The organism is Thalassotalea atypica, assembly GCF_030295975.1.
In the GTDB taxonomy this organism is placed as follows: Bacteria; Pseudomonadota; Gammaproteobacteria; order Enterobacterales; family Alteromonadaceae; genus Thalassotalea_F; species Thalassotalea_F atypica.
On the sequence record NZ_AP027364.1, the window covers coordinates 3,227,781 to 3,247,286 of the forward strand.

At 39.7% G+C, this 19,506-nt stretch carries 15 protein-coding genes and 1 tRNA gene; 6 read left to right on the plus strand and 10 right to left on the minus strand.

What is annotated here, in order from left to right:
• Positions 1-125 precede the first annotated feature (125 nt).
• Positions 126-1,184 (plus strand): AraC family transcriptional regulator, encoded by a 1,059-nt coding sequence (locus QUE03_RS14840; RefSeq protein WP_286262722.1) that lies wholly within the window; start codon positions 126-128, stop codon positions 1,182-1,184.
• A gap of 69 nt (positions 1,185-1,253) precedes the next feature.
• On the opposite strand, the gene QUE03_RS14845 is transcribed toward QUE03_RS14840, so the two are convergent.
• Both QUE03_RS14845 and QUE03_RS14855 read right to left on the minus strand, forming a co-directional pair.
• A complete protein-coding gene (locus tag QUE03_RS14845; RefSeq protein WP_286262723.1) occupies positions 1,254-4,094 on the minus strand; it encodes a TonB-dependent receptor plug domain-containing protein in 2,841 nt (946 codons plus the stop codon).
• 984 nt (positions 4,095-5,078) lie between these two features.
• A complete protein-coding gene (locus QUE03_RS14855; protein ID WP_286262725.1) occupies positions 5,079-5,942 on the minus strand; it encodes a universal stress protein in 864 nt (287 codons plus the stop codon).
• A gap of 326 nt (positions 5,943-6,268) precedes the next feature.
• On the opposite strand from QUE03_RS14855, the gene QUE03_RS14860 reads away from it, so the two are divergent.
• The 3 genes from QUE03_RS14860 (at position 6,269) to QUE03_RS14870 (ending at position 8,918) form a co-directional block, all read left to right on the plus strand.
• On the plus strand, positions 6,269-6,709 hold the full coding sequence (locus QUE03_RS14860) for a hypothetical protein (protein WP_286262726.1): 441 nt from the start codon (positions 6,269-6,271) through the stop codon (positions 6,707-6,709).
• A 142-nt stretch (positions 6,710-6,851) separates the two neighbouring features.
• Complete coding sequence (locus QUE03_RS14865) at positions 6,852-7,070, plus strand: EF-hand domain-containing protein (RefSeq protein WP_286262727.1); 219 nt, start codon at positions 6,852-6,854, stop codon at positions 7,068-7,070.
• 324 nt (positions 7,071-7,394) lie between these two features.
• A complete protein-coding gene (locus tag QUE03_RS14870) occupies positions 7,395-8,918 on the plus strand; it encodes a DUF3369 domain-containing protein (RefSeq protein ID WP_286262728.1) in 1,524 nt (507 codons plus the stop codon).
• Positions 8,919-8,958: 40 nt separating this feature from the next.
• Here the strand turns inward: QUE03_RS14870 and QUE03_RS14875 are convergent, their stop codons facing one another.
• A complete protein-coding gene (locus QUE03_RS14875; RefSeq protein ID WP_286262729.1) occupies positions 8,959-10,893 on the minus strand; it encodes a sensor histidine kinase in 1,935 nt (644 codons plus the stop codon).
• Positions 10,894-11,089: 196 nt separating this feature from the next.
• Positions 11,090-11,165, minus strand: a tRNA-Phe gene (locus QUE03_RS14880).
• Between the two features lie 475 nt (positions 11,166-11,640).
• Here QUE03_RS14880 and QUE03_RS14885 point away from each other — a divergent pair.
• Both QUE03_RS14885 and QUE03_RS14890 read left to right on the plus strand, forming a co-directional pair.
• Entirely contained in the window at positions 11,641-12,177 is a 537-nt protein-coding gene (locus tag QUE03_RS14885; RefSeq protein ID WP_286262730.1) for a cytochrome b, read from the plus strand.
• A 21-nt stretch (positions 12,178-12,198) separates the two neighbouring features.
• A complete protein-coding gene (locus QUE03_RS14890) occupies positions 12,199-12,756 on the plus strand; it encodes a YceI family protein (RefSeq protein ID WP_286262731.1) in 558 nt (185 codons plus the stop codon).
• 130 nt (positions 12,757-12,886) lie between these two features.
• Here the strand turns inward: QUE03_RS14890 and QUE03_RS14895 are convergent, their stop codons facing one another.
• The 6 genes from QUE03_RS14895 to QUE03_RS14920 form a co-directional block, all read right to left on the minus strand.
• The gene (locus QUE03_RS14895; protein ID WP_286262732.1) at positions 12,887-13,192 is read right to left on the minus strand and encodes a DUF1289 domain-containing protein; all 306 of its coding nucleotides are present in this window, start codon (positions 13,190-13,192) and stop codon (positions 12,887-12,889) included.
• A gap of 124 nt (positions 13,193-13,316) precedes the next feature.
• On the minus strand, positions 13,317-14,873 hold the full coding sequence (locus QUE03_RS14900) for a SulP family inorganic anion transporter (protein WP_286262733.1): 1,557 nt from the start codon (positions 14,871-14,873) through the stop codon (positions 13,317-13,319).
• Between the two features lie 202 nt (positions 14,874-15,075).
• Positions 15,076-15,744 carry a GntR family transcriptional regulator gene (locus tag QUE03_RS14905; RefSeq protein ID WP_286262734.1) on the minus strand — a complete coding sequence of 223 codons (669 nt, stop codon included), beginning with the start codon at positions 15,742-15,744 and terminating at the stop codon, positions 15,076-15,078.
• A gap of 128 nt (positions 15,745-15,872) precedes the next feature.
• Positions 15,873-17,396, minus strand: coding sequence for an aldehyde dehydrogenase (NADP(+)) (locus tag QUE03_RS14910; RefSeq protein ID WP_286262735.1), 1,524 nt, complete (start codon positions 17,394-17,396; stop codon positions 15,873-15,875).
• A gap of 70 nt (positions 17,397-17,466) precedes the next feature.
• Entirely contained in the window at positions 17,467-18,486 is a 1,020-nt protein-coding gene (locus QUE03_RS14915; protein ID WP_286262736.1) for a 4-hydroxyproline epimerase, read from the minus strand.
• A 5-nt stretch (positions 18,487-18,491) separates the two neighbouring features.
• Positions 18,492-19,406 (minus strand): dihydrodipicolinate synthase family protein, encoded by a 915-nt coding sequence (locus QUE03_RS14920; protein ID WP_286262737.1) that lies wholly within the window; start codon positions 19,404-19,406, stop codon positions 18,492-18,494.
• Positions 19,407-19,506: the final 100 nt, after the last annotated feature.

Consider the following 19,506-nt stretch of genomic DNA (forward strand, 5'->3'; position numbering starts at 1 on the left):
TCAATATCAGTTATGATAAAACGGAGCTCAGCTAGGCGAAATGTCCTAAAAAGACAGTCAATGTGACATTTTGAGACAATTATGGACTGCTTGGCTCAATACGTAATGGAGTAATAAATAGACATATGGCAGATAAACTACTAGCGCAACACGCCGTACAAATCGATGAACAACTTGGTCAGGCATCCGTCCCCGCAGTCAGTCAATATTTGCAACTTGCCACCGAGCAAGGCATAGACATTAAGAAGATCCTTGATGAAATCAAGCTCGATGAAACCCTTCTGCTTGACAATAACAATCATGTTACAGGGCTTCAATTTCAACAACTAATTTCAGCTCTTATTTCTCAATCAAATGATGAGCTTTTTGGCTTACACACGGCAAAATACGTGCAACCTGGGTCGTATAGTGTGTTGGGCTATATTTCGATGAATTGTGAAAGTTTGGGGCAAGCCATCACCAAGATACAGCCATTTGAAAAACTAGTTGGCGATATGGGCACAACCTCATTTGAAACACTCGGAGAGCAGGTTAAAATCAGCTGGCATTGTCAATTTACTGAACCACAAGTAAAGCGTCACATGATAGACAACTGTTTGGCCTCGTGGTTAACTTTTGCTCGCTATTTAGTCAGTCAAGACAGTAATCCCAGCGCTTTACGGTTAATGCGGAAACGACCTAGCTTAAGCCAGCAAAACGAGTACCAAGCACTATTTAATTGTCCTATCGAATACGGCCAAGACGAAAATGCCATTATCTTTGATAAAACCCTGTTATCTTTACCGCTAAACAAAGGCGATCAACAGCTACTGTCTACTTTAGAAGACCACGCACAAAGTCTTATTTTGAATTTAAACCGTGAGACAAGTTTTCCGGAACAACTCAGTGCAATGATTGAGCAGTCATTAAAAATGGGCCAGTTTCATCAACAGGATATCGCCAATAGTTTAGGAATAAGTACAAAAACTTTGCAACGGCGATTGGCCGCACAAGGGTTAAATTTTCAATCAATATTAGATGAAACACGGCTGAAAGTAGTGAAGCAATATTTGGCCAATCAGGTATTGCCCCTTAACCATGTCAGTGATGCATTAGGATTTAAGGAGCCGCGTTCCTTTTACCGTTGGTTCAATAAACTCACTCAAATGACTCCAGGTGAATATCGAAAAACGCTTACACAATAATCTTTCACTCATAAATAAGGGAAGGTAATTATTCATTACCTTCCCTTTGGCACTGACAATTAAACTTACTTAAAAGTTATAAATGAAGCCCGCGTAATAGCTACGGCCTAAAATGCCCCAGCCATTTCTGGTTCCATAACTTGTGGTCCAGTGATCTAGACCTGTATGATCGGTAACATTATTGATACCGGCATAAAGGTTGGCATTTTCGGTCAAGTCATAACTAACACGAATATCATGCATGATTGAGTTGCCTGGCGTATCTGAGTCACGAAACTCTTTCGATACATCACCATTTAGACGCCCCGTTTCTCTGAATTTAAATACCCAGCTTGCACTGAAATCACCTTGTGAATATGTTGTGGTGAAATTACTTTTCCACTCTGGAATACCTAATTCACCAACATCATTGTCAGTTACAGATACGGCATCAACAAAGTCAAACTGTGTTAATGAAGACTCGTACATGCGAGTAGCGACAAGTTTAAAGGTAAAGTTATCAATGGCATAATCGGCCTCAATATCTAAGCCTCGACGGCGTGACTCATCAGCATTTACACTGCCTGGACGAACGTGAAGCACATCGCCATTAGTATCACGAGAGACTTGTTTACAAAAGTCGTTATCAACTGAGTTAGGTAATAAATCAACACAGTTACTCATCATACCGCTAGCACTATAGCTTGTGATCATATCTTCTAGTTTGATATCCCAAAAATCTAGTGAAATGCGTAAGTTATTAACAAATGTTGGTTGATAAATAAAACCTACCGTTAACGTTTTAGCTTCTTCTTCCCGTAAGTCAGAGTTACCTTCTGTGATTGACTGTCCTCTTTGAGTACTGATGTTTGAACTCCAGCCGGGCTCAATGCCAAACTTGGCACAGTTAGCGACACGACGACCGTCTTTTGGACCTCCATCAATCTCAGTGTAATGACATGGATCTGTCATAGTGGTGTAACCAATTGACTGTCCAGAGAATAGTTCGTTTAACTGCGGTGCACGAACGGCACTAGAGTACGTTGAACGAAAACGAATTGAATCATTTACTGTCCAGTTAACACCAAATTTTGCACTAGTAAATGATGATGACTCAGTCGAGTACTCTGCTTTTCTCAGCGCGGCTTCAACATCTAGTGCCTTTATGCCAGGTAAATCCGAAACAATAGGCGCGAGCACTTCAGCGTATATTTCTTGGATGTTTCTGCTGGCATCCATAGGCGTTTGCATACTGGTCAAATTACCCGATTGCCACAATTCAGATGGCGCGTACTCTAAACTTTCATATCGTACTTCTAAGCCAGCACTCATTTGCAGTGCACCTGCTGGAAGCTCCATAAGATCACCTGCAATATTGGCAGAAAACGCATGTGAAACCACGTCAGTTACACTGGTGTGCTCATCTAAAACGTAGTCCAGAACTTCTTGTGATGGGCGTTCAAATGGACTAAATGAGGGACAAGAGTTGCTTTCTTGGCACGGACCAATAATAGCAAATTGGCTATCGATTCTATCGGTTCTTAAAGCGTTACGGTTAGATAATTCCGTTTTACTCTTACCACTAGAAAAGTTGACATCCCATGCCCAATCTTCGAATGCTAAACCTGACAATGTGACATTGGCTGACAGGTAATCACGCTCGTTGTCATGACGTCTTGGTCCTGCTTCATAAAAAGTATAATGCAGCTTCGTCCAGCCACCATCATCAGTCAGTGCTTTTTCTTCAATGCCTGTAGGTACATCAAAGGTAAAGTCATTTCCTAATTGAATCCATTTATTCAAAAACGGAGGATCAATTTCGTCTTTAGACTTGGCACGTGAATAGGTAATATCTGCTGATAGATCAAAACTATCGAACTCATAATTCAACGCAGCATAAGCGTTTACGCGTTCAAATGGGTCTTCAATCATGCCCCAACGGTCAAGAGGAAATCCACTGCCGTCATTCGTTAACCAACCATCGTAAACATTGCTTGCTGGCGTTCTAAGTGAATAGCCGCCTGTAGATTCATTAACGTCATACCAATCAAGGGTATTATAGTCATTATTCCAGATACCAAAAATGGTGGCTTCACCGCCCCACTCTGTTGTGGTTAAATCTCGTAGCCACACTTTATCAGGAATACCGTCTTCAGCTCCTGTATTTCTTGGGTTTGCTACAGAGCGCTGTTGAGGGCCTGAGCCTTTGCGATCGCTTTGACGAAGGGCTGACTCATCTAAGTAATCAACTGAAATTGAAAGGTTACCGCGATTATCATCAAAATTGAAACCGTGGGTTAAGGTAAAATTTCGTGTGTCATGCCCACCATCATTGGTACCACCAATCTGACCACGTAAAGACGTGCCTTCGTAATCTTTCTTCAGGATAAAGTTCACCACACCGGCAACCGCGTCTGAGCCATAAACAGCAGAAGCTCCACCAGTCATCACTTCAACGCGTTCAAGTAACTCTGATGGGATCATACCAATATCAGCGTACATGGTCTGAGCATCATCAGTAATAGGGGTTGGGCGCTTGCCGTTAACTAGCACTAACGTACGTGTTGCACCGATACCGCGTAGGTTCAATACATTAAGTCCTGAGTTACCAAATGAATAGTTACCTGATGTAGAATCTAAACCTTCACCAAATTGTGGCATTGAGGTCAAAATGTCATTTACATTAGTTAAACCCGATATCTTGATGTCTTCAGCAGAGATAACAACTGTTGGCGTCGGCGCGTCAAATGTTGTCCGTGAGATTCTTGAGCCCGTTACCATTATTTGCTCTACGGCTTCTTCATCTGCCACAGTATTCTTAGCTAACTCGTCTGCGTGAGCATTTAGGCTAATTGAGCCAACCACGGCGCTAATAGCCAAAGCTAGCGCATTTTTGCGTAGCATACTCCCTTCCTGTTCTTTGTGTTCCATACTTTCCTCTTTTTATTATTAACTGGTTATTGATCTTTTTATTAACAGGACGAATCGATCTTTCATGGTTTTTATGCTGCGACCGCTAAGCTCAACACGCCTGATTTAAATGCATCGGTAGAAGCGACAGCATCAAATAATTGAATTCAATATATTTACATAAATATACCGGATCCAATATATTGTATACAATAATGATAAGTATGAAGAAGATCAACAGTTAAGATCTTTTCAATGATCGACTGCATTTCTGTTAATGAGTCCCTTAGGTAATGTAAATAGTGGCTTCACTTGACTCAAAGGTGATTTATTATTCCCCTTTAAATTCAACAACTAATAACACAGACGAAAATTCTGGTAAGAATGGAGCTAACAATATTGGATAAGAATAACGCAAAGTCATCAGTCCATAGAAAATAATGCTGGCGTCAAAAAATTATGCAGTTTTAAATATGTCTGAAACTGTAATTATTGTGTAATTAGCAGCACTAAATGAAGTTTCATTAAGAAAACCAATTGATTAGCATAAAAATAAAGCAGTACTAAAACCAATAAAGGTTATTGAACGCTCATGCTATTTTGAGGTATTAGAAAATGCGGCTGACATTAAATAAGAGTATGTACTGGCATTCAATTTGGCATCTTATTTAACACGCTTTTTAAAGGTGTTAAATATTGTTCATAGTTTTGCCATTGCTGTGTCGCTGTTTTGTAGATAGGCTGGCGTACTTGTTCAGAGCTAGGTGTTTTTATATTGCGCTTAGTGTTATGAAAATCCATACAAGCTGGTTCAAAGGTTAAACCACAAAAATCGAGCATTCTCCTCAAAAGACTGAATGTATTATTAAGAGGCGTTACACAGAATAGAAGCATGCCTCATAAGGTAAATTGCAAGAAAGTAAAACACCTAAAGACATAACATAAACAAAGGGAGAAACGTCATATGCTTCCCCCTTGCGTTTTAAAATATTCGCAGACCAATAACTACGGCTTTAACGCCAAGACGTCTGATTTAAGCAACTCAAGAATTTGCTCAGAAGTATTTCCGATCAATCGACCAGTTATACCTGTTCGCCCTATAACACCAATAACAACAGTACCTGATTTAACTTGTGCCGCAGTACTTAATATCACCTTGCCAGGATGACCAGCATTAATATGAAAATTTTCAGCCGGAATATCAAATTGCTGAGCTAATCTTGTAATTTCACTGCGGTATTCACGCATTGCGTTGTTTTCGAGCTCATCTTTATAAAGCAGCCCTAAATCCCTTAATAGTGGAGAAAGAGGAATGGTGTAACACACATGCACTTGGGAGTTCGAATGTGCAGCAAGAGATTTTGCTTCAGCCAATATTTTTTTATTCAATGCTTGTTTTGTTTCTTTGGTCGCACCTAAATCGATAGCAGCTAAGACATTCCTTGCCTTACGCCACTTTTGCTCTGACACAATTAACAAGGGACTTGGACACTCACGTAATAAATGCCAATCTGTTGGGGTGTAAAAAAGTGTTTCTGAGCGATGTCCTGTTTTGATAACCAACGACGGGTTAGATTTTTTTGAATAATCTTCTACCCATGCAGGAATACGCTTTTCCCAAACAACTTCAACGTCGTAATTTACACCTTTAAAATCAATCTTTGACAATTGTGCTGTTGCATTTAACTTCAGGGTTTCAATCACTTTATTCTTTATGGACACAATATCATTGCTTACTGCCCGAAGGTTTTCATAACAAAAATAGACAATATGCAAACTTGCACTATATGTTGGTGCTAGCTCAATGGCACGCTCTATTGCTGTGGGATCTTGTTCGGCAAAGTCGGCGATAACGAGTAATTTATTCATAGCAAATGTCCCCTTGTTACTTAATGTTTTACAAAAATATCAATCCAAAAAGAATAGTTATAAAGCTAACTAGATACAACAACTAAAGTAATTTCGTTTAAGGATCCGTCACAGTCAGCGTATAAAATTACTGCAAAGACTTCGTTGATTTAAAACATAAAAAAGACCGAAAATAGCTTTACTAAGCCATAAACTGTTTGAGCAAAAGCGGTTGGAAGTGTTTATTTTTTGAGCACGATTAATTATTATAATCTAATCTATATTAGATTAATTACAAATATATAAATAAGAAAACCAAGAACCCCAAAGCGATGCAAGGAGCGAACGTGAAGGTAACAGAAAAAGGGAATTATCTGATAATAACCAGCTATCCGTTGAAATTTGCTTGGATCTGTTTGCTTAGCATATTTCTTAGTATATTTGCCGGCGCCATACAATTAGTTGACCAAGTCCCCATTTTGCTTGGGGTAACGATTCCAACGTTAATTCTGTTCATATTCGACTTCAAATTAACCATTTTTGATTTTAACAATCGTGAGATGTTGCAAACAAACTACTCCATTACAGGAAAAAGGGCGCTTACAGTACCATTTAACGAAATATTTACCGTTGCCCAAAACACGGCTAACGGCTTAGCAATGACACTCGGTTGTGTTCAAGTGCTCACTCATGAAAATAGTTATCAGGTAACGGCAATAAGTGATGCATCCGCTGCTGAATTGAGCAACCTCGTAACAAAGCTGAAGCACTTGTTAAAAATCAGTTAACAGCACGTTTAATAACGGATAGAGGCCAATTTCACTTCATTTGCTTGACGAAAAACTTACCGGTTTTTTAAATAAATTATTTCAAATCTCTCGAATTCAAGATAAAGTCTATCTATCAATTACCTAGCACTAAGGAAGCCTAATGGAAATTAACCAATGGGTAGACGAATTATTTGAAGTATTCGATGAAGACAAAGATGGAGTAATCAATCGTAGTGAATTTGTCGAATTGATTGATTGCCTACTACAGGATAAAGGTATCCGCATGTGCGAAACTATTTTCAAACGATTCGACAAAAATCACGATAACTCTATATCGAAAGAAGAATTAAGAGAAATGGTGATCGAATTAGCCCTTTAACAGGGCTAACTTTCTTTTCCTGTAACCTACGCTTACTCCGTATCTGAGTCCTAAGTCCCCTTAAAGCTCATATCGTGAGCCTTTTCGATACATTATGTTTGTTCTAACACCACTAAAAAATGTATGGCTATGCTTAAGCAGTACAGAGTTTGTACATCAAAAAAAATCTGCTTCCAACAGGTAATTTTACCCGTTTTGACGCCTGCCCAAAGAAATAGGTGCACTTGATTTTTACAAATTATTGATAAAATATTTGTCTCATTTTTTTGTTAAATTTCACACTTTTAGCTATATATTAAGTATCAGCTTTCAACGTTTATCATCATGCCACTTTCGTTCATTAAAGAATCAAGCAAACCAACTCCTCCACCTTGGAAGATTGCCATAATTGACGATGAAGAAGACATCCATACGATCACAAAAATGGCCTTAAAGCGATTCAACCTTGATAACCGTGGACTAACCTTTGTTCACGCTTATTCCGCTAAAGAGGGTAAAGAGCTATTACGCAACGAAGCAGAGGTCGCGATCGTGTTTCTAGACGTTGTCATGGAAACAGATGATGCAGGATTAGAATTTGCTCGATGGATGCGACAAGACCTAGAAAACCACTTTACTCGTATTGTACTTCGCACAGGGCAGCCAGGTCAGGCGCCCGAAGAAAAAGTCATCATGGAATATGACATCAATGATTACAAAGAAAAAACCGAGCTTGATAGAAAAAAATTATTCACCACTGTTTTTTCAGCGCTTAGAGCATACCGAGATATCATGGCAGTAGATGAAGCCAGAAAATACCAACAGCTTTATCGTGAAGGACTCGAGCGGGTCATTGACTCAACTAGCAACGTACTAGAAAAAAGAACCTTACAACATTTTTTTAGTGGTATTCTGCAGCAAGTTATGTCTTTGTTGCATATTGATGAGCAAAGCCTATTGGTTCAAGTTAAGGGTATTAGCGCAGTTTACTCTGAAAATGACTACAAAATATTGGCTTCAATCAATTGTAGTGAATGTACACAAGCAAATGAAATTAATGATGAAACCCTTAAATATTTAAATATGGCTAGGGACCAAAAAAAGAGCATTTTCGTTGATGATATTCTCGTTGGCTACTTTCCTAGTAATTCAGATAAAGTCAGTTTACTTTTTTTAAAGGGGATTGATCAGATACATGACATTGATTCAGCCCTATTGGAAGTTTTTTCAGGAAACGTCAGTCTTGCTTTTGATAATCTGTTACTCAACCGCGAAATTATTGAAACTCAAGAAGAGCTTATTTACCGCTTAGGTGATGCCGTGGAGTCTCGTTCAAAAGAGGCGGGTAACCACATTAAACGTATGTCAGAAGTCAGCTATATGTTAGCCATCAAAATGGGGCTTTCTATAGAAGAGGCTGAGCTTTTAAAACAAGCAGCTCCTATGCATGACATAGGAAAAATTGCCACACCTGACTCCGTACTGTTGAAACCGGGGCGGCTTGACGATCAAGAAATGACCATTATGAAAGAACATCCCAATATTGGTTACAGTATTTTGGAAGGATCCGATCGACCTATTTTAAAATCTGCCGCAATTATTGCACAGCAACATCACGAAAAATTCGACGGTAGTGGGTACCCTAATGGCCTTAGCGGTGAAGATATTCATATATATGCGCGCATTGTCGCTGTCGCAGATGTGTTTGATGCCTTAACTCATAAACGCTGTTATAAAGAAGCATGGCCGGTAGATAAAGTTATAGATTTTCTAAAAGAAGAATCAGGAAAGCACTTAGATCCAATCGTTGTGCAAAAAATGCTAAGCAATATTGATAGTGCAATAGAAATCAACCAATTATATCGTTAATTGGGTTTGCTTTTCTCCTAAGTAGTACATTCTATAAATGTTACTCACCAGAGGCATGTACAGGAAACTTAATGAGGTAGGCAAGTCCCTTATTGAGCTTACTTTTCGCTTCAACGCGCCCTTTTAACGCCGATGTCACCAAGTTATATACTAAATGTGTACCAAGACCGCTGCCACCGTCTCCCCTTTTAGTCGTATAAAAAGGCTCAAACAATTGTGCCATCGCTTGCTCATCGAGTCCTACTCCATCATCTGCATAACGTAAGATCACGTAGTCATTTTTTAACTCAACGTTGATGGCAATATTGCCTCGTTCAATACCATCAAAACCATGCATTATTGAATTCATAATCAAATTACTTAGTACCTGTGAAATAACACCTGCATTGGCTGTGATATGGACTTGTTCTGGGCACTGCACCTCTATTTTATGTTTCACTTTTTTTAACCTAGGCTGAAGTGATAGCAACACTTCCTGAATATATAAACCCAAATCAAGTTCTCTAATGCTATTAGATGATTGGTCTACTGCAACTTGCTTAAAGCTTTGAACAAGATCCGCTGCACGACGCGTATTTGTGGTTAGTATTTGCCCTGCTTTATCGACTTCATCAAAAAAATCCATTAACTGATCTTCAGTCAATGTTTCTTCATTCACTGCTTTTTTAATATATTTTAGCTCCTCGACTAAATGGCTCACGCCTGTGACACAAATTCCTAAAGGTGTATTTATCTCATGCGCAATGCCTGCAACCAGTCCACCTAACGAAGCCATTTTCTCCTGCTCAACTAACTTCCGTTGTGTTCGTTTTAATTGCCGGATCGTATCTTGAACTTCTTGATGTTGCTGCTCTAAAATTCGATGTTGTTTAGCCAATTTCAGTTGAGCATCTGTGCGCTCTTGTCGATTGATAGCAGATTCAATCGCTGTGGCAACATGGTTAGCCACATAAAATAGAAGTTGTTGATCACTTTCAGTAAAGAGTATTTTCTCATCATAGCTTTGCACAACAATAATGCCATGTAGTATATCTGATGAAATCATTGGCACTCCGAGCCAACAAGTGAAGTCCAAAGCGCCCCTTATGCGCTTAATTTCCCCTTGAGTAATTAACTCATTAACTCGCTCTTTGGAAAGTAGCTGTGGTTTTTGCGTTCGAATGACGTACGAACTTACACCATCCCCAACCTCAATCACACTTCCCGGTTTCAGCTCGGACTCTTTTTCATCGACATAATAAGGAAAACTAATCTCATTCGAGTCTTCGTCAAGCAGGGCTATAAAAAAATTTTTCGCATATAGCAGCTCATCAATTATCCGATGCACCTCTCGGTATAAATCTTGTAGTGTACTAGTTTCATTCGCTTTTGCTGCAATTAAGTACAAAGCTCGCTGTAATTTTTCAGCGTGCTTCTTGGCCGTTAACTCTTTTTCTAGTGCTATGGTTTTGTCCGATAAAGATGACTGTAAGCGTAAGTCTTTTTTATGTTTTTCAAGGGCGCTTGTGACTTTTGAGGTAAAGAGCCTAAATAACGACTTGTCTTCATCCGAGAAATATATTTTTGCATCATAACTTTGAATGACTAGCGCCCCCAGACAATTATCGCGCTGAGAAATTAAAGGTACACCAAACCAATGTTCTGCACGTGTCCCTCGTCCCCAATATTGGCCGTCACTTTGAGTCCGAGGATTATCACCAATCTTCATTTCAAGCTCTTTTTGGTTTGCAATAACCCAAGCGGTTGGTGATTGCGCTTCACTCGCTAAGGTAAATTTACGCGCAGTCGGTATCGACTCATCCTTTACATCCACGTTATAAAGAAATTGGATGCTGTTGTCCGCATGGTTATAGCTCGCCAAATAGAAATTTTGGGCATACATCAGCTTAGAGAGTAACTGATGCACATACCCCATGTATTCTTCTAGTGAGTTAGCTTTTGTAAAGTATTTATCTAAATCTATAAATACCTGCAAAATTAATTCTAAGCGGGAAACTCTGTCCAAAGTAAACCTTATTTAGCATATATTAATTACAGCATAGTAAAACCATCAGAAAATGCCGTAATTTCAACAATGTTAAACAGATTTATTAGGGTACAAAAAATAGATTAAAACGAGTATTTTAGACGCTTAATTAGACAAGGTAGGAGCAATGATGTTGTTAGAAAAGTGGTGCCCAGACGCGGAATCGAACCACGGACACGGGGATTTTCAATCCCCTGCTCTACCGACTGAGCTATCTGGGCATATTTCGGTATTCATTTTAAAACCCAAGAAGGATTTTCAATACAACTCCAAATGGCTCTACCGACTGAGCTATCTGGGCATATTTCGGTATTCATTTTAAAACCCAAGAAGGATTTTCAATACAACTCCAAATGGCTCTACCGACTGAGCTATCTGGGCATATTTCGGTATTCATTTTAAAACCCAAGAAGGATTTTCAATACAACTCCAAATGGCTCTACCGACTGAGCTATCTGGACATATCTACAATCGTCAAAGGTCTTCAACGAAAGAGGGCGTATCATAAAGAGTATTTTAAGTCCTAGCAAGCCCTTTTGAAAAAAATAAAAGAGTTGCTCAATTAATACGTACGGTTCAAATGTTGTTACACGATTCGTTCTAAAAATTAGAACAAATCTATTTAAATTATCCACTTTTATTCGAAATGAATATCATTCACACTTACATACTTTAGTACAAAGTAACAGGTTAACTATGTTGAAAGATTCTCATAATAAGTACGGTTTAATATCCAAATCTATACATTGGTTAAGTGCTTTGGTTGTATTTGTACTTTTCGGTGTGGGCCTTTGGATGGTAGAACTCACTTACTATAGCGAGTGGTACAAAACTGCACCACATTGGCATAAAAGCATTGGAGTTCTACTACTTATTGCCACAGTTATACGGTTTACATGGAAAATGTTCTCCGTATCACCGCAGACCATTGAAGCTCATAGTCCGAAAGTACAACGTAGCTCTGCAATGGTGCACTACTTGCTGTACTTACTGATGATGCTGTTGATGTTAAGCGGCTATTTGATATCAACCGCAGATGGCCGATCTATCGAAGTTTTTAACTGGTTTGAGCTAGCTTCTCTTGGCGAATTGATTACTGATCAAGAAGATGTAGCGGGGCTTATACATGAATATACTGCTTATTGTTTAATTGGCCTTACAGCGTTACACGCTTTGGCCGCGATAAAACACCACGTCATTGATAAAGACGACACATTAAAACGCATGTTATAAAAATATCTACTGGAGAGATAAATGAAAAAAACACTACTAGCGGCATTATTTGCCAGCACACTTGCATTACCTGTTGTTGCTGCCGAATACGTCATCGACCATAAAGGTGCACATGCATCAGTTAATTTTAAGGTGAAACATTTAGGTTACAGTTGGTTAACCGGGCGCTTTAATACTTTTTCAGGTGATTTTAGTTACGATGAGAAAAACATTTCAGCCTCAAAGATCAACATAGTCATAGAAACAGCGAGTGTTGATTCAAATCATGCAGAGCGCGATAAGCATCTAAAAAGTGATGACTTTTTGGATGTTAAAAAGTTTGATAATGCAACATTTACCAGTACAAAAGTAGAAGACCTAGGTAATAACAAACTAAAAATTACTGGTGACTTTACACTGCAAGGCATTACAAAAAGTTTAGTGATCGACGCATACAAAGTTGGTGAAGGGGATGATCCTTGGGGCGGTTACCGCGCTGGCTTTAGCGGTACTGCAAAAATCAGCATGAAAGATTTTGGCTATAAAATGAATTTCGGCGATATCCTCTTTGATCTGCATATCGAAGGTGTTAGAAAATAGATTGCATATGCAAAGCCACTATTTAGTTAGTGGCTCTAGTCACCTGCAATAACGTTAAATATGTGAATTTTCAAATACACAAAATAAATAATGTGTTGCCAACCTTACTACATAACTAATTAATTACACGTTATAGCTCAAAATCACCGAAGTCCATATCATCAGATTTCGTAACAACAGTTTTACTTGGCGGGTCGAGTAGAGAAGGTTGTGAGACTTCGATCACTTGCTCTATGGCTTTAGGTTTAATTTTACCGTTTTTTCGTTTACGACGCTGAATACAACGCTTAATCACTTTTTGCTTATCATCAGAGTTTAGATGGATCCAGTTCTGGCGTTCATCGCGTGAACGATAACATCCTTTACAAAGGCCCTTCTCATCAGACTGGCATACGCCAACGCATGGGCTTGGAACATCAAAAAACTCTAATTGCATTAAAACTATGTCTCAGTATAAATAACTTGGGTTAGTCTTTTTTCCTTAACAGAAATAAAAAATCACCTGTAATAGCTTTAGTATACGCTATCAGCAGGTGATTTTAACTATTTCAGTAAATCCACTACGCCAACTTATCCGTTGCTATATGATAATCAGGGTCTTCAATAACGTTAACTTCAACTAAATCCCCCGCCTTTTCAAGCAACAACTTACACTCATTACTTAAATGCATAAGGTGTATGGTTTTATTTTTTGCAATGTAACGCTCAGCTAAAGTATCAATCGCTTCAATGGCAGAGTGATCTGCTACGCGTGAATTTTTGAACTCAATCACGACATCATCACTATCATTTTCGATATCAAATTGCTCTAAAAAACTAGACACAGAACCAAAAAACAATGGGCCATTGACATCATATACTGTTGAACCTTTGTCATTGGTGCTGCGATTCACAATTACGTGTTTTGCATGTTCCCAAGCAAATACAAGGGCAGAAACAATAACACCAACCACAACCGCAATAGCTAAGTCAGTTGCAACCGTAACGCCTGATACTAAAATAATAACAAAAGCGTCTGCTTTAGGTACTTTACTCATGATACGAAAGCTAGACCATTCAAACGTACCAATAACAACAATAAACATTACACCCACAAGTGCAGCTAATGGTATTTGCTCAATCAGGCCAGAAGCAAATAAAATGAAGCCAAGCAATGCTAATGCAGCGGTGATGCCTGACGCTCTACCACGACCACCAGAATTAACATTGATCATAGACTGACCGATCATTGCACAACCACCCATACCGCCAAAGAACCCCGTTGTTGTATTTGCAACACCTTGGGCAATACATTCTTTATTTCCGCGTCCACGCGTACCTGTTAGCTCATCAATAAGGGTTAATGTTAGCAATGACTCAATCAAACCAATGGCAGCCAAAACCAACGCAAATGGTAGTATAATTCTGAAAGTTTCAAATGAAAATGGTACTTGCGGTATCGCAAACTGAGGTAATCCACCAGCAATAGAAGCGGTCGGATCATTGGTCATGTCACGAACAAAATCCACAACGGTACGTGCATCTAAGCCTAAGCTTTGTACTAAAATTGTGACCACGACTATCGCCACTAAGGACGATGGCACTGCTTTTGTCAGTTTTGGCAGGAAGTAAATAATTGCCATAGTCAACGCTATTAACCCTAACATGGTAAACATTTGACTGCCTTGCATCCATACCAAATCACCGGTGTCGTTGGTAACTTTAAATTGCCCAAGCTGCGCGAGGAAAATGACTATTGCTAAGCCATTAACAAAGCCGAGCATAACGGGGTGAGGGACAAGTCGTATAAACTTACCTAATTTAAATATACCTGCGAGAATCTGAATGACACCGGTTAACACCACTGTTGCAAAGAGGTATTCAACACCGTGAATAGCGACTAAAGAAACCATTACTACTGCCATCGCACCTGTCGCACCAGAAATCATTCCCGGTCGACCACCAAATGCAGCAGTGATTAAGCCAACCATAAAAGCAGCGTACAGACCGACCAACGGCTCAACACCTGCAACGAATGCGAAAGCAACCGCTTCTGGCACTAAAGCAAGTGCAACAGTTAGGCCTGACAGCACATCATTTTTCAGGCTTGCAGCCTTACTCGCATGTAACTCAAACATTATTTTCTCACGTTTATTAAGATTACTTTTTAAAATTAAGTAATTGAAAGAATAGTTATTGTCATTCAAAAGCTTAGACAAGAACGTCTAGGTGTGCCAATGAGACAAAATAAAGGGCGTGAATAGTATAGAAAGTAACAAGAAATGTCAATAACTGCTCACTTTACAAACAACAAAAGAAAGCAGCTATCTTGTTGATAAACTAGGTTTTTACGCTTTCCCGCTTTAATAGAAATTCTTTAATTTCATCGCGCGAGCCTAAAATATGCTGCTTAAGCACTGCAACTGCACCGTCAATGTCTCGGGCTTTGCACAGCGATAATATATCGTTATGCTCTGACTCAGCCTTGGAAATTCCGCCAGCCCATAGTAAATGCATTCGAATATATCGATCTGCATTTTTATTTAAAGTATTGACTAAGTCTTGTGTTTGCGGACGATTAGCTGATGAGTATAAACAGTTATGATAATCAGAGTTTAGCTCACTCCATGTATTCGCCGCATTTTCCTTACCCAGTGCTTTATCCAAACGACCGAGTAATTCAGAGGCTTTGTCTAGTTGTTCATCCGTTAAGTTAGGGATAGAAGCAGCCAGTAAATCAGCTTCAAGCATTGCCCGCAATTCGAATAATTCATCAACTTGGTCAACATTTAACTCGGTTGCTGTAGCCCCCTTGTGCGGTTCAAAAGACACAAGCCCTTCTGCTTCCAGTTGTAATAGTGCTTCTCGCACAGGTATTCGACTGACATTTAGCTCTTGTGCCAAAGCTGCTTGACGAAGTGGCTGACCCGCAGTGATCTCACCACTGAGAATTTTTTCCCTCAGTGTTTCTACAACAAGTTGAGTTCGTGTTTTATAAACAATACTCATATACAAATTCCTAGCAAAGTTGCCACATATTATAAGGAAACAGGTAATAATTCACAGCTATTATCACGAAAAAAGGGCGAAATAATTATTTCGCCCTTTGAGTAGCACACGCTATAAAAATCAATATGTTAGTCTTTCAACACGTCAGGCAACAATGCTTGAGGTATATTTTGGTAACAAATTGGACGCCTAAATCGCTCAATTGCTTTGCTACCAACGGATGTTGTTCTTACATCTGTTGCAGCAGGAAATGGTCCGCCATGGATCATTGACGCACACACTTCAACGCCAGTAGGCATTTCGTTAAAAATTAAACGCCCCACTTTATGAGCTAAAGGAATTGAAAGTTGCTGAGCAAAACCTAGCTCATCTTCATCAGCGTGAATACTTGCTGTTAGGTTCCCTTTCAATAGACTGACTAATTGAAGCATTTGTGCCTTGTCTTTACACTTAATGATTAGCGCACTGGCGCCAAACACTTCATTTTGTAACTCTACATTTGCAACGAAAGTCTCTAGATCACAGGTAAACAAAGCCGCTTGACAATGAAATGACTCTCCGGGTAGGCCTCGAGCAATCATACTTACGCCTTTGATATCTTGCCACTTTGCCATGGTTGCTTGAAAACTCGCTTTGATGTCGCGAGTTAACATCACTCCTGCTGCTTGCTCACTGAGCACTTTGATGGCTGATTTTTCAAAAGCTGCGTAATGTTCATCTTCAACTGCAACCCAAAGCCCAGGGCTGGTACAAAATTGCCCTTGGCCCATCATTAACGACGCAACAAATGTGCTGGCAAGTTCACTCGCTTTAGTTTTCATTTTTTCAGGCAAAATAAACTGTGGATTGACACTACCTAACTCACCGTAAAAAGGTATTGGCTCTGCGCGATTATTGATATGCGCCTGTAAGATCATGCCGACACGTTCAGAGCCTGTAAAGCCTACTGCCTTAACAAAAGGGTGTTGAACTAATTTAGTGGCAAGTTCATAGCTTTCACCTTGTATTAATGAAAATACGCCAGGATCTAGTTCGCACAGTTCAATTGCACGTAAAATGGCTTGAGCAACTAGCTCTGCCGTGCCAGGGTGTGCGACATGAGCTTTCATCACCACAGGACAACCTGCTGCAAGCGCAGAGGCAGTATCACCACCAGCTGTGGAAAATGCCAAAGGAAAATTACTTGCACCGAAAACGCCAACCACACCCAATGGTAAATACCCTAAACGAGTATCTGGCTTAGGCATAGGTAGTCTGTTTTTATCAGCATGTTCAATAACGCTTGGGTATTCTTGTTCACGAAGCAAATTAGCAAATAGATTCAACTGCCCAACTGTTCTTCCTCTTTCTCCTATAATTCGCGCTTCAGGTAAACCTGTTTCTGCACAAGCGGTTTTGATTAACTCATCACCTAGTTCTACGATTTGTTCACCAATAGCAGTTAAAAATTCAGCACGTTTTGTCGCTGCTATTTGACTGTATGATTCAAATGCATCATGAGCACGTGCAACAGCAATATCTAGGTCATTTAGAGATGCTTCTGCAAAACAGTTCGACATATTTTGGTTGGTCGATACATTGAGCGAATTAAATCCGTTTTCTGGATTACCGAGCCATTTCCCTGCGATTAAACTTTTACCTGATATCGTCATTTTATTTTCCAATTAGTTGATAACCACTTCATCAGAATGGAATGGTTACTTATTATTTAATCAATCTAGCTTACTTAACACTAAACCCTGCAACATAGGGGTCGGCATCATCTAGAGTGATAGTATTACGTCCAAAAACATGAGCCCAACCTTGAATACTGGGTTTGATCGCTTTGATTAGGCCCGCAGGTGATTGTATATCAATGCTTGACTCTATCTTGCCCACAAACTGACTACCGATAAAACTTTCATGAACAAAGCTATCACCCACCTTTAGGAGGCCTTTAGCAAAAAGTTGTGCCAATCGAGCACTAGTGCCAGTACCGCAAGGTGAGCGGTCAATAGCTTTATCACCGTAAAAAACCGCGTTGGCGCTATCTGAGCCATCTGATTTTGGGGTCCCTGTCCACAATACATGGCTAACACCTCGGACCGTATCATCTTCAGGGTGAATACAACTGAGTTGTTCATCGGCTACTTTACGAACCAATGGGCTCCATTTTAAGATGTCATCTGCGCTCCAATGCTCAATACCAGGAAAAAGACGTTGAGGCTCAACAATTACGTAATAATTTCCGCCGTATGATACGTCCACCGTTAGCGTACCTAGCCCAGGGATATCAAGTTTAACGTCCTGATGAGCTAAATATGAAGCGACATTAAAAATTTTGACCGAGTTCACTTTCGAGTTCTGTTTATCTTGATCGTAGTGAACTTCTATTTGCCCTGCTGGTACATCTAACAATAACTTTCCTGGCACTTTAGGTGTGATTAGGCCCTGTTCAATTGCCGAAGTTACCGTCCCAATCGTGCCATGCCCACACATGGGTAAACAGCCTGAAGTCTCAATAAATAAAATAGCCGCGTCACTGTGCTCATGACATGGGGGGTAAATAAATGCTCCAGACATCATGTCATGCCCCCGCGGCTCAAACATTAACCCTGTTCGGATCCAATCAAACTCATTCAGAAAGTGTTGTCTTTTTTCGCTCATAGTATCACCAACTAAATTGGGATGACCCGTTGTGACAACCCGAACCGGATTGCCACAAGTATGAGCATCAATACAAGTGTATTCGCCTTTAATCATGAGATTTAATCTAAGTTAAATTTGCTTAAATCAATGCGTGTTGCAACTGCTTCGTTGTAGATACGTTCTACATTCGCACGCTCCTCCCCCGTTAATGGCATACGAGGAGCACGTGTCAGCTCAGAGCCTCGACCAGCAAGCTGTTCACATAACTTAATACACTGCACAAGCTTAGGCACGGTGTCTAGACGCAGTAATGGTAAGAACCAACGCCAAATTTCAAGAGCATCTGTATAGCGGCCTTGTTGTGCTAATTTCCAAATAGCTACAGACTCTTGCGGGAATACGTTTGTTAAGCCTGAAATCCATCCCGTACATCCTAGCATGAGTGACTCAAGTGCAATGTCATCAACACCACCGAAAACAATAAAACGGTCACCAAAAGCAGAGTAAAGTTCAGAGATACGACGAGTATCCTCAGTGGCTTCTTTAATAGACACAATATTTGGCTCTTCAGCCAATACTTTCATACCTTCAATACCAACGTCAACACCGTAAGTTACAGGGTTATTGTAGACCATGATAGGCAAAGAACAGTTACGAGCAACTTGTTGGTAATGGTGAATTGCTTCAGCTTCACATGATTTGTAGATCATACCTGGAAGGACCATTAAGCCATCAATACCAATTTTTTCACACTCTTGTGAAAACTCAACAGCGAACTGAGTAGAAGTTTCAGCAACACCTGATAAAACAGGAACACGGCCTGCTACAACTTCTTGTACTGCTTTTAAGATAGCGATTTTTTCTTCACGAGTATGCGAAGCATTTTCACCTACTGTGCCTAAAGCGATAATTCCATCAACACCTTCTTTGATCAAAGTATCAACCATAACTTTGGTTGTTTCAAAATTGATGGATAAGTCATCGTTAAATTGGGTTGTTACTGCTGGGTAAACCCCTTGCCAAGTGACAGTCATAATACTCTCTCTATTCATTTTAATTGTTTGCTAATCGCTAGCACTAGATTCAATAAGATATATTGTATACAATCATATCAAAAGGACAAGTAATAAAAGT

Excerpts from the sequence above, each read along its gene's own strand:
- QUE03_RS14865 (WP_286262727.1), top strand. The coding sequence starts at position 6,852 with ATGGAAATTAACCAATGGGTAGACGAATTATTTGAAGTATTCGATGAA.
- QUE03_RS14910 (WP_286262735.1), bottom strand. The coding sequence starts at position 17,396 with ATGACGATATCAGGTAAAAGTTTAATCGCAGGGAAATGGCTCGGTAAT.
- QUE03_RS14905 (WP_286262734.1), bottom strand. The coding sequence starts at position 15,744 with ATGAGTATTGTTTATAAAACACGAACTCAACTTGTTGTAGAAACACTG.
- QUE03_RS14895 (WP_286262732.1), bottom strand. The coding sequence starts at position 13,192 with ATGCAATTAGAGTTTTTTGATGTTCCAAGCCCATGCGTTGGCGTATGC.
- QUE03_RS14855 (WP_286262725.1), bottom strand. The coding sequence starts at position 5,942 with ATGAATAAATTACTCGTTATCGCCGACTTTGCCGAACAAGATCCCACA.
- QUE03_RS14900 (WP_286262733.1), bottom strand. The coding sequence starts at position 14,873 with ATGTTTGAGTTACATGCGAGTAAGGCTGCAAGCCTGAAAAATGATGTG.
- QUE03_RS14840 (WP_286262722.1), top strand. The coding sequence starts at position 126 with ATGGCAGATAAACTACTAGCGCAACACGCCGTACAAATCGATGAACAA.
- QUE03_RS14920 (WP_286262737.1), bottom strand. The coding sequence starts at position 19,406 with ATGACTGTCACTTGGCAAGGGGTTTACCCAGCAGTAACAACCCAATTT.
- QUE03_RS14845 (WP_286262723.1), bottom strand. The coding sequence starts at position 4,094 with ATGGAACACAAAGAACAGGAAGGGAGTATGCTACGCAAAAATGCGCTA.
- QUE03_RS14870 (WP_286262728.1), top strand. The coding sequence starts at position 7,395 with ATGCCACTTTCGTTCATTAAAGAATCAAGCAAACCAACTCCTCCACCT.
- QUE03_RS14885 (WP_286262730.1), top strand. The coding sequence starts at position 11,641 with ATGTTGAAAGATTCTCATAATAAGTACGGTTTAATATCCAAATCTATA.
- QUE03_RS14915 (WP_286262736.1), bottom strand. The coding sequence starts at position 18,486 with ATGATTAAAGGCGAATACACTTGTATTGATGCTCATACTTGTGGCAAT.
- QUE03_RS14890 (WP_286262731.1), top strand. The coding sequence starts at position 12,199 with ATGAAAAAAACACTACTAGCGGCATTATTTGCCAGCACACTTGCATTA.